Origin of the sequence: Legionella sp. km772 (assembly GCF_003989735.1) — a bacterium.
Classification (GTDB): Bacteria; Pseudomonadota; Gammaproteobacteria; order Legionellales; family Legionellaceae; genus Legionella.
Map to the genome: position 1 here is coordinate 1 of NZ_RZGQ01000102.1, position 10350 is coordinate 10350.

The following is a 10350-nucleotide window of genomic DNA, read 5'->3' on the forward strand; positions in this document are numbered from 1 at the left end:
CTTATTAACCATTTAGAGCGAATAAGCCTCACAGCCTAAATTTACCGAATCTTTTGTCGACTGTTGATTAAAAAACAGCTGAACAATAATTGGTTCATTTCTAGTCATGAAAAGCCCCTGGAATCTATATACCTGGCCCTTCTACTCATGGTACATTGTGCTTATGATTAAGACTAAAATTAAAATTATTAATAGGCTTGGTTTGCATGCCCGCGCATCGGCAAAATTTGTTTCTACAGCGGCGCGATATCAAAGCCATATCGAAGTGACTAAAGGCTCTCAAACGGTTAATGGTAAGAGCATTATGGGTGTTATGATGCTTGCTGCCAATCAGGGCAGCGAACTTATTTTAGAAATTGAAGGTCCTGATGAAGCAGCAATGAATCAAGCTCTAGTTGAGCTTATTGAAAATTTCTTTGGTGAGGGTGAATAAGCCCTTCCTTCCATTTATAAAGCCTTAATGTCGCGCAGGCATCCCCAAACTAAACTTGACTTAATTGCAAAGTAATCCGTATTACTGTGCAGCCCACTGTATGCACCGCGGAATAGCTTAAGCTCCTTTTATTTCCTAGCGGTATGGGTGCAAAGATGGAATAGTGCTGTCTGCAGCCAAAGGATAAGTGCCTAGGACTGCAGCGCGGACAGGTAAACCTTACAGGGGACCAGATTTCATTTTACGCAAATAAACCAAAGTCATGATGGGCCCTGACAAAGCATAAAGACTAAAGCCTATAAATAATACCACCGCGGGATCGGCAGCTATAGCAACAAATAAGATAATCATTACCAGGATATATAAAAAGGGAACTTTTCCTTTAAAATCAAGTTCTTTAAAGCTGTAGTAGCGTAAATTACTCACCATTAATGCAGAAACAATTAAAGATAAGAGTGCAGTCAAAATAACTATCATTATATGCTGCCATTCATTTTGGTAACAAAGCCAGGCAAAAGAGGCCATTAAGGCTGCGGCCGGCGGGCAAGGCAGGCCTTGAAAATAGCGTTTGTCAGCAGTTTCTAGTTGAGTATTGAACCGGGCTAAGCGTAAGGCCACCGCCGCTGTATAAACAAAAGCCACCAGCCAGCCAAATTTACCCAATTGGCCTAACATTAAGTTATACAACAAGATGGGAGGAGCAACGCCAAAAGTGACCATATCCGATAAACTGTCGTATTGGGCGCCAAAAGCAGATTGGGTGTTAGTCAAACGAGCAATCCGTCCATCCAAGCCATCTGCTATCATGCCTATTAACATCGCAATGACTGCAGCCTCATACTGTCCTTTCATAGAAGAAACTAGAGAATAAAACGCAGCGAATAAACTTGCTGTTGTTAATAAGTTGGGTAATAAATAAATGCCAGAATGACTTTCTTTATCCATTTAAGCCTCAGTAGTTTTGTAAGGTGCTCTATGCAATCTTAGTAAAAAGAGCTATTAAATTGTTTAGGATCTTCTACCCAAAAAAGCCTTACTTAGTTCAAAAACTCCAACATGCTATCATAAATGCAGTAAAAACTACTACGGAAAACCAATTTTCACTCCTTTATAGTAATTAATTCTTATAATTATCACCCAGAAAAACCAAGATGATGGTATACTTGGCACATTGTAGTAAATAGATGTAACTTTATGGCCGAATTAAAAAATAAACCGATAGTAATTGAAGGAAGAACATCTCAAGGAAAAATGTTTAGACCCAGTGATTGGGCAGAGCGTATGAGCGGCTCTTTAGCTAGCTTTAAAAACAGTAGGATTCGTTATTCTCCCTTATTACAACCAAGTATGAATAGTGAGGGTTATCCTTGTGTTTTATTAGACCCCAAGCTTAAAGAATCAAGCCCGCAACTTTATCAATCAATCTTAGATTTTGCAAAAGCTAATAATTTAAGAATTTGTGGTGAGGATGACTAAGGTCTCTCAATAACCTTGACTGATTTTGAAGTTTATAGACCAACTAACGATATTAGTTACCAAGGTATTGATCATAGAAATCGTGTTGTCAAAGTTCAAAGATAAAACGCCAGCAGCAATAAATAGCAGGCCTTTAGGCCCTTCTTGCATTCCAGGTTGACTTGAGTGAGCCACTAAGACGGAACCTCTAACAAACCAAATTAGTCCTGCCACCCGAACAATTATACCCATCACACTATAAATGCTTGTTTGATTGTAATTGGTATAGGTTAAGATGTTCCCTACCCCAAAAGCGGTATTAGCTAAAGAAGACATCGCAGATGGGAGGTAAACCAAAGCGGCACCAAACATTAAATACATTAAGGGCACAAAACTGCTTTCTTGGGAACTGCGCTCACCAAAGGCTTTAAAACGCCTAAGAGCAGACATGAAGAAAATAATACCTAATAAATAAGCCCCCCCAGTAATTAAATGTTGTACAGGGAACAGCGATTGGCTCACATTGCCAAGCATGGTAACAAAATCAGGTATATTCATAGTTTAATTATATGTTCTTAACACTTGCAATGCATAATTTTTCCCCTATATTAGGCACTTTATAAATAAAAGTTGAATTCTTATGCAATTAAAAACCTTCCCTATTACGTTACAAGAATCATACATGATTTCTCCTAAGGTAAAACATTTTATTTTTAGCTGTACCGAAACGCCTGCTTTTAGCTATTTGCCGGGTCACTTTATTACCATTCATTTTGAACATGAGGGAAAACAGCTAAAGCGTAGTTATAGTATAGCTAATCCCCCCAAAGAAGATAATCGGATTGAATTTGCTGCCGGTTATGTCGAAGGCGGACCTGGTACGCAATTACTATTTAACTTAAAACCTGGCGATCAGATCAATATTAACGGGCCATTTGGACGTTTACTCCTAAAAGAACAAGATCCTAAGCGATATGTATTGGTAGCCACCAGCACAGGAACTACTCCTTACCGCGCCATGATCAATGAACTGAGTCTCAGATTAAAGCAACAACCCAGTTTAAAGGTAGTTATCCTGCAAGGGGTACAACGGCGCGAGGAGGTTTTGTATGGGGATGAGTTTTTAAGTTTTGCTCAGAGTTTTCCCGAACAAGTTATATTTAAGGCCTGTTTGAGTAAAATGGCACCAGAAGAATTAAATGCTCATGAACATGCAGGCTATGTCCAATTTATTTTTCCTGAACTTCATCTTAATCCTGAACAAGATTTAGTTTATTTATGTGGAAATCCAGGTATGATCGACGAAGCTTTTAATTATTTAAAAGATCAAGGTTTCGCTATGCAACAGCTTATCCGTGAAAAATATATTTCACGGTAGACGTTCAAACAAAGGCGTTCAGGGTTGTTTTTGAACCCGAGTACAAATAGTAGATACTGTGAGAGTAAAATACAGGAGATAAAGATGAGTTATGAAGAATTATCAGCAACGATGGAAGAGATGCTTCACGAGAGTAAAGGTATTTTAGCTGCTGATGAAAGTAATGGAACGATTGGCAAACGCTTTGCCACTATTAATATTGAAAATAATGAACAAAATCGCAGGGATTACCGTTTATTGTTAGCCACCACACCCGATTTAGAACACTATATTAACGGAGTTATTCTTTTTGAAGAAACATTCTATCAAAAAGACGACAAAGGCACGCCAATTGCGGAGTTATTTGCTAAAAAAGGGATTGTGCCCGGTATCAAAGTCGATAAAGGTTTAACTGAACTACCAGGGACTGATGGTGAACAAGTTACCCAAGGTTTAGATGGTTTAACCGAGCGTTTATTGGAATTCAAGAAATTAGGGGCACGATTTGCTAAATGGCGCAATGTGTATTCGATTTCTGAGTTTACTCCGAGTCTTACCGCGATTAAAACTGGGGCTGAAAATTTAGCTCGTTATGCGTCTGCTTGCCAAGCGGTAGGAATTGTTCCCATCGTAGAACCTGAAGTACTGATGGATGGAACGCATTCTATTGAGCATTGTGCTGAAGTGTGCGAAATGGTTTTACATGAGCTTTTTCATGCTTTATTCATCCACCAAGTTGAATTAGAACACATTATTCTCAAACCAAGTATGGTAACCTGTGGAAAAGGACTAGCTAGTTTTAGTGAGCCTGAAGAAGTAGCTGATTACACCTTGAGCGTATTCCGCAATAATGTACCTGCAGCCGTACCCACCATTAATTTCTTATCAGGTGGTCAAAGCCCGCAACAAGCAACCGCCAATTTAAACGCAATTAATACTATTGGCCATCAACCCTGGTTATTAAGTTTCTCTTTTGGCCGAGCGCTACAAGAAGATTGTTTAGCCGCTTGGGCTGGAAAGAAAGAAAATATTAACCAAGCCCAGGATGCATTATTAAACCGAGCTCGTTTAAATAGCAGTGCCTGTATTGGTGAATACCAAGATTCAATGGAAAAGTAACTGTCACTGACAATGGTTAACGGTAGGTCGAGCCTTGGTTCGACCACCTTTTGACTAGACCTAGCTTACTGTGAGTGCCAATTACAATAAACTAAAACGAGCAAATAAGGGCAAATGATCAGAAAGCATTCGCCAAGGCTTTCCTTGTAAACAAGCCACTTCCTCCACTTGCATACCACGAAAATAGACTCTATCAACACAAAAAGCTGGTTTTATAGCAGGAAAAGAGCGCGCATGCTGCCCTTCTACCGCCATAAAGGCTTCCTCAATACCTAAGTCGTCGGCTAAAGGCCTAGAAATAAGCGTCCGCCAATCATTAAAATCACCGGCCATAATTAAAGGTTCATTAGGGGGTACCATTTCGCGAATACGCGCCATTAGGGCTTTACATTGCTCTCTACGCTCCGCTTTAAACAAGCCCAAATGTACGCATAATAAATGCAAAACAGAATCATCTAATTTTACTTGGGTGTGTACTATTCCCCTTGATGCACGGTTGATATTAGAAAGATTAATACTCTCAAAACGATCAAAGGAATATTTACTGAGGATAGCATTTCCATGGTGACCCGACTCATAAACGGCATTTTTTGCATAAATATAATGGGGCCAAATATTCTCCGCAATGTATTCAAATTGCGGTAAGTCAGGCCAAGAATTAATCCTTTTTTCTCTTCGTTTATGCTTGCCTTGTACTTCTTGCAAAAACACAAAATCGGGATTTAAGTCCATCAAAGCGGAGCGCATTTGTGGCAATAAGAAACGAACAGCACCTACGCCAAATCCTTTATGAATATTATAGGTAATCAATGAGATGCTACGCTTGGGTGCTTGCATTTTTCTTGTACCGTTATCTATATCTATAATGAAAAATTACATTTTTATGGCAGACTCTAATGCAATTAAAGTTGATCTAAATTTTTATATTATAAATAATAACACATTAAGACTAAAACAGTCGTTACTCTTCACTTATTTTTGTAACTGCCCAGCAGTAGGTTTTTGAACTCTTGATGACAAAGCACATATTTTTAGAGGCTAATAATGGACAAGATCGAATTAAGGATTCCTGGATTAACCATCGCGGGTAGAACCTGGGGGAACCCACAAAACCCACCTATTCTTGCGTTGCATGGCTGGCTCGATAATGCGAATAGTTTTGAACCTATAGGGGAATTGCTGCAAGATCAGTATTATTTTATTGCTGTTGATTTACCCGGCCATGGTTTTTCCTCTCCTCTCCCCCCTGGTGTGCACTATCATTTTATTGATGGCTTATTTAGCATTGTCCAAATTATCGAGGCTTTAAAAGTTCAGCAAGTCCATCTAATAGGACATTCCCTCGGTGCATGTATGGCCAGTTTAGTAGCAAGTATTGCCCCTGACTATTTAATGTCCCTGAGTTTGATTGAGGGCTTGGGGCCGTTAACCCGCCCACCCGAAAGTTGTGTGGCGCAACTGACCCAATATTTAAATAGCTTAAACGCAGGCAAGCGAAATAATCCTAAGGGCTACCCGGACAAAGAAAGTGCCGCCCTGGCGCGGGCGGAGAAAGGCTATGTTTCGCTTGAGATAGCCAAAAAGCTTTGTGAAAGGGGTTTAAGGGAAGAAAATGGCAACTATTATTGGCGTCACGATAGGCGCTTGCTTTCCCCTTCCCCTTTACAAATGACTGAAACACAGGTGCTTAGCTGTTTAAAAGAAGTTCGGACAAGATCTTTTTTATTATGGGCAGATAAGGGCTTTTCATTTAACAATGAGCTTATGGAACGGCGAGTGCAGGCAGTAAAACAGTTAACTCTACACCATTTACAAGGTGGCCATCATATTCATATGGAGCAACCGCAAGCAGTAGCCGCGTTGCTAGCCTCTTTTATGAAAAACCAGTAAAACAAGGAAGTTCAAGCTAAAACTTTAGCGGAAAGTTCAAAACAGACAAATAAAGCAACTGTCTTAATTTAATTCAAGACAGTTGCTACAAGGAATGGATTTAAAACTCAGCGGCGACAAGCTCATTTGAGTTCATGGTGATAATTCAACACGCACCGTAGGTTGGACCGTTCGGCCCAACAATGATATGCGAAAACCACAAAAATTCTGGATTAAGAGCTGTTGAGCCGGACGGCCCAACCTTCTTTAAATTAAGAGCAAGATTGAGTATTGATTGCAACATCGCTTAAAGATTTCTTAACATCTTCAATCGAATAACCTAAATCTTTTGCAGCACTAATCACACCACAGCCCCCCTCAATAAAGGTGGAATAAGGAGTCCAGTAATCCATATTCGCTTTTACCATTACATCAAAGGCTTTACGGACACCCCAATTAGGTTGATTGGCTAAAATATAGAATAAATGGTTATACACTCCACTTGAGTAATGCACGTCTATGCCACCATAATACTCATCAGCAGCATCGATAGAACTACCATCGCGACTTGGTTTATCCATATAGCGTAAGGCATCATAACCACTGTCTTCTTTCATTATTTCAGGACCAATTTGCCAACTCACTTTCCCCACTGAGTAAAACTCAGCAGCTTGAGCAGCCATATCAGAAAATGCTTCGTTCATACCACCTGATTGACCAAAATATTCAAGACCTGAATGCTGTTCAGTAAAGCCATGACTTACCTCATGTCCGCCCACACCGAGGGAGACTAGAGGATACATCATCGTATCACCATCACCGAAGGTCATTTGCTTACCATCCCAATAGGCATTTTCGTAACCGTTACCATAATGGACACGCATTACTAATTGCATTGGTCGGCCATCAGATTGAGTTAATGCCTCAACACCGTACCAGTCATGGTACATATGCTTAATAACATACCCTGCGTATAAAGCATCATTTGTTGGTGAAAAAGCACCATTATCTTTGTCATAACCATCTGCGGAATAACCAGTAAAATAGGCATCCACAGATTTGTTGGGATCCGTTTTGCAAGCAAATTCCATGGCTTTATTTCTGGAAGAATACTTATGCAGCATATCCACCACTTTAACATCGGTATTTTCCATAAAACAGGTTTCGCTACTGCTGTCACGCGTAATATCTAGTAGGGGTAATTCTTTACCAAATTGGTATTCACCCACTTTTTGGTTACCACCAAAGCCAGTAGCTTTCGCAGCATCTTTTGCTACCGCCGTTTTTACATCATTCCACTGCACGAAAACTTGATTATTTTGGGCATCAATAATTGCGGTGGGACGTTCAGGAATTTTATCATCGTGGCTTACAAAAACACTTACTTTATATGCCCAATGCGCGTGATGCTCAGCATCAATAAAAACCATAGGGGTAACTTGTTCATCACTCACTCTTTTGCCTTCATACTTTGCCTTAAATTGTTGCAAAGCAGAAGAAGCATTTTTGACAAAAGAAGGTGCTGGTTGGCCTAGTTCAGCTTGCAAACATTCATAAACCGTACCGTTCATTTTAATTGCAGAGGCGCTACCAGCGAGCAATTGAACACCTTTCTTGCTATGAAATATGGCATAGCCACCAAAAACAGGAAAACCAGCATATTGTTGTTGCATCCGTAGATGATTCATTTGTTTTTTATCAGTGTGTTGGCTTACAAACTTTAAACTATCAGGTGAAGCCGAAACTGATCTTAGCAACCCTGGGGCAGCTAAATTAAAATGTTGCTGTATTTGTAAAAAACTCGCTTTATTTAAAGTAACTGGTTGTGCTGCTTTGACAGGTGTCGATAAACCTAAGGCTAAAGCAACAGCTAAAGGCGAGAAATAATAATTTGGGTGCATTGATTCTAACTCCTTACATTTATTGCATGAGGTATTCATAATGAATAATTTATAGATTCTTACATCCTGTGAACCAATAAAATAGAACTAACTTTATAACACGTTCCAAGCTAACATAGTTTTAACTTTTTTCAAATTATATTTTTGCAACATAAAAAAACTTTTAGACCAATAAAAGCTAATTATACTCCTTGCAAAATCGTATAAATCTAACACAAATTAGAATTAATTGAAACAAATAATTCGCAGGCTGGCAGCCATTCATTCAAAGGCTTTCTATTCCTATTAAGATTTGCTCAGGTGTAACCTTATCTCCTTTTTTGCAAAGTATCTCTTTAACCACCCCATCAGAACTCGCTTGAATTTCTGTTTCCATTTTCATCGCTTCTAAAATCAATACGGTTTGTCCTTTTTTAACTCGATCCCCCACTGCGACAAAAACATCGATGATGGTTCCTGGAATAGTTACCGTAATATCATTGGCATTCTTTATACTTTTCTTGGTCCTTGCTTGATGAGGCTCCTCCATATGCTCTTGCTGAATAATTACCTCTTCCGGGACTTCATCAACCCATAAAAAACAGGTTTGGGTATTGTGAGCCATCTCTCCAAACCCAGCTACCTTCACATGGTAGGTTTCCCCATGAAAACTGAGCTCAAACTCGGATAATGAGGTATTTTGCGTTTTAATAGGTTCAACTAATAAAGGTTCTGGGACTAGGGCATGGTTTTTCCTTTGCTCAAGAAAAGTGCGGCCTATCTCAGGAAACATAGAATAGATAAGAACATCTTCGTCGCTTAAGGCAAGGTCAGCAATTTCTTTACGCAATTGCCCCAGCTCCTCGGGTAATAAATCCGCTGGTCTAATATCGATTATTTCAGTTCGCCCAATTGCTTTTTTACGTAAACTTGAGCTAATTTTTCCAGGAGCCGCTCCATATTTGCCTTGGCAGTACAACTTTACTTCATTAGTAATGGTCTTATAACGCTCACCCGTTAAGACATTAATTACCGCTTGTGTGCCAACAATTTGCGAGGTAGGGGTAACTAGAGGCGGATAGCCGAGATCCTTTCGAACCTTCGGTATTTCCTGATGGACTGCATCTATTTTATCTAAAGCATTTTGTTCTTTGAGCTGATTGTATAAATTCGAAATCATCCCGCCTGGTACTTGATATAATTGTACGCGGGGATCCACCTCGCGGGCTTCACTCTCAAATTGCCGGTATTTTTTGCGTACTTGTTTAAAATAATCATCAATTTCTAATAATAAATTCAAGTCCAACTCAGTATCATATTGGCTTCCTGCTAAAGCAGCCACTAGGGCCTCTGCGGGGGGATGAGAGGCACCCCCCGAAAAAGAAGAAATGGCGGTATCAATATGAGCACACCCCGCCAAGACCGCCTCATAATGACAAATACTCGCTAAACCCGAAGTGGCATGACTATGTAAATGGATAGGAAGGCCGGTACTCTCGGTCAACTGGTGAATTAACTCTACTGTTATTGCAGGCGTTAATAGGCCGGCCATGTCTTTAATGGCAATACTATCACAATCCATTTCCGCTAATTGCTTGCCTAAATTAACAAAGCTTTCTAATGTATGTACCGGGCTTGTCGTGTAACAAATAGTTCCTTGTGCGTGTTTTTTAAACCCTTTAACCGTTTTTATTGCTACCTCAAGATTACGGACATCATTTAAAGCGTCAAATACCCTAAAAACATCTATACCATTATTAACCGCCAAGCGGATAAAAGCCGCTACGACATCATCAGCATAATGCCGATAACCTAATAAATTTTGTCCTCTTAAGAGCATGGATAATTGCGTATTAGGTAAAGCTAGGCGTAATTGCTTTAATCGCTCCCAGGGATCTTCTTTTAAAAAGCGCAAACAAGCATCGAAGGTGGCTCCACCCCAGACTTCCATGGCCCAGAATCCTACTTGATCCATTTTATTACAAATAGGCAACATGTCTTCCGTGCGTAAGCGAGTAGCAATTAAACATTGATGTGCATCACGTAAAGTCACATCGGTTAAAAAAGTCTTCCCCATACTACATCCCTGATTTTCTATGCAAAACAATAGCATAATCTAAATAACTCATGTTACGCACGGTCAATTTTAAGCTGCCATATTTTTAAGCTCCTGCCAAGCAATCTGGTTCGCTCTAAGAATCAATTTGTACTTAATAGCAAAGTGATTTAAATGAGTT

Annotated in this window: 10 protein-coding genes; 5 read left to right on the forward strand and 5 right to left on the reverse strand. The window is 39.7% G+C overall.

Annotated features, from left to right (window positions below):
* Nucleotides 1-163 precede the first annotated feature (163 nt).
* Nucleotides 164-433 carry an HPr family phosphocarrier protein gene (locus ELY15_RS10515; protein ID WP_127099768.1) on the forward strand — a complete coding sequence of 90 codons (270 nt, stop codon included), beginning with the start codon at nucleotides 164-166 and terminating at the stop codon, nucleotides 431-433.
* Between the two features lie 219 nt (nucleotides 434-652).
* Here the strand turns inward: ELY15_RS10515 and pssA are convergent, their stop codons facing one another.
* On the reverse strand, nucleotides 653-1378 hold the full coding sequence (gene pssA, locus ELY15_RS10520; protein WP_127099770.1) for a CDP-diacylglycerol--serine O-phosphatidyltransferase: 726 nt from the start codon (nucleotides 1376-1378) through the stop codon (nucleotides 653-655).
* Nucleotides 1379-1627: 249 nt separating this feature from the next.
* Between pssA and ELY15_RS10525 the strand changes: the two genes are divergently transcribed.
* Entirely contained in the window at nucleotides 1628-1909 is a 282-nt protein-coding gene (locus ELY15_RS10525; RefSeq protein ID WP_127099772.1) for a DUF3579 domain-containing protein, read from the forward strand.
* Nucleotides 1910-1915: 6 nt separating this feature from the next.
* On the opposite strand, the gene ELY15_RS10530 is transcribed toward ELY15_RS10525, so the two are convergent.
* Nucleotides 1916-2446, reverse strand: coding sequence for a type IV secretion protein IcmC (locus ELY15_RS10530; protein WP_127099774.1), 531 nt, complete (start codon nucleotides 2444-2446; stop codon nucleotides 1916-1918).
* Nucleotides 2447-2528: 82 nt separating this feature from the next.
* Here ELY15_RS10530 and ELY15_RS10535 point away from each other — a divergent pair, with 82 nt between their 5' ends.
* Entirely contained in the window at nucleotides 2529-3266 is a 738-nt protein-coding gene (locus tag ELY15_RS10535) for a ferredoxin--NADP reductase (protein WP_127099776.1), read from the forward strand.
* An 84-nt stretch (nucleotides 3267-3350) separates the two neighbouring features.
* On the forward strand, nucleotides 3351-4364 hold the full coding sequence (locus tag ELY15_RS10540; RefSeq protein WP_127099778.1) for a class I fructose-bisphosphate aldolase: 1014 nt from the start codon (nucleotides 3351-3353) through the stop codon (nucleotides 4362-4364).
* Between the two features lie 81 nt (nucleotides 4365-4445).
* Here the strand turns inward: ELY15_RS10540 and ELY15_RS10545 are convergent, their stop codons facing one another.
* The gene (locus tag ELY15_RS10545; RefSeq protein WP_127099780.1) at nucleotides 4446-5201 is read right to left on the reverse strand and encodes an endonuclease/exonuclease/phosphatase family protein; all 756 of its coding nucleotides are present in this window, start codon (nucleotides 5199-5201) and stop codon (nucleotides 4446-4448) included.
* A 207-nt stretch (nucleotides 5202-5408) separates the two neighbouring features.
* Here ELY15_RS10545 and ELY15_RS10550 point away from each other — a divergent pair, with 207 nt between their 5' ends.
* Entirely contained in the window at nucleotides 5409-6254 is an 846-nt protein-coding gene (locus tag ELY15_RS10550; RefSeq protein ID WP_127099782.1) for an alpha/beta fold hydrolase, read from the forward strand.
* 251 nt (nucleotides 6255-6505) lie between these two features.
* Here the strand turns inward: ELY15_RS10550 and proA are convergent, their stop codons facing one another.
* Both proA and oadA read right to left on the reverse strand, forming a co-directional pair.
* Nucleotides 6506-8134, reverse strand: a complete 1629-nt coding sequence (gene proA / locus ELY15_RS10555) for a zinc metalloprotease ProA (protein WP_127099783.1) — start codon at nucleotides 8132-8134, stop codon at nucleotides 6506-6508.
* Nucleotides 8135-8399: 265 nt separating this feature from the next.
* Complete coding sequence (oadA, locus tag ELY15_RS10560; RefSeq protein ID WP_127099785.1) at nucleotides 8400-10190, reverse strand: sodium-extruding oxaloacetate decarboxylase subunit alpha; 1791 nt, start codon at nucleotides 10188-10190, stop codon at nucleotides 8400-8402.
* Between the last annotated feature and the right edge of the window lie 160 nt (nucleotides 10191-10350).

What these genes read in the sequence shown, in the direction of transcription:
- ELY15_RS10515 (WP_127099768.1), top strand. Translation starts at nt 164, where the DNA reads ATGATTAAGACTAAAATTAAAATTATTAATAGGCTTGGTTTGCATGCC.
- pssA (WP_127099770.1), bottom strand. Translation starts at nt 1,378, where the DNA reads ATGGATAAAGAAAGTCATTCTGGCATTTATTTATTACCCAACTTATTA.
- ELY15_RS10525 (WP_127099772.1), top strand. Translation starts at nt 1,628, where the DNA reads ATGGCCGAATTAAAAAATAAACCGATAGTAATTGAAGGAAGAACATCT.
- ELY15_RS10530 (WP_127099774.1), bottom strand. Translation starts at nt 2,446, where the DNA reads ATGAATATACCTGATTTTGTTACCATGCTTGGCAATGTGAGCCAATCG.
- ELY15_RS10535 (WP_127099776.1), top strand. Translation starts at nt 2,529, where the DNA reads ATGCAATTAAAAACCTTCCCTATTACGTTACAAGAATCATACATGATT.
- ELY15_RS10540 (WP_127099778.1), top strand. Translation starts at nt 3,351, where the DNA reads ATGAGTTATGAAGAATTATCAGCAACGATGGAAGAGATGCTTCACGAG.
- ELY15_RS10545 (WP_127099780.1), bottom strand. Translation starts at nt 5,201, where the DNA reads ATGCAAGCACCCAAGCGTAGCATCTCATTGATTACCTATAATATTCAT.
- ELY15_RS10550 (WP_127099782.1), top strand. Translation starts at nt 5,409, where the DNA reads ATGGACAAGATCGAATTAAGGATTCCTGGATTAACCATCGCGGGTAGA.
- proA (WP_127099783.1), bottom strand. Translation starts at nt 8,134, where the DNA reads ATGCACCCAAATTATTATTTCTCGCCTTTAGCTGTTGCTTTAGCCTTA.
- oadA (WP_127099785.1), bottom strand. Translation starts at nt 10,190, where the DNA reads ATGGGGAAGACTTTTTTAACCGATGTGACTTTACGTGATGCACATCAA.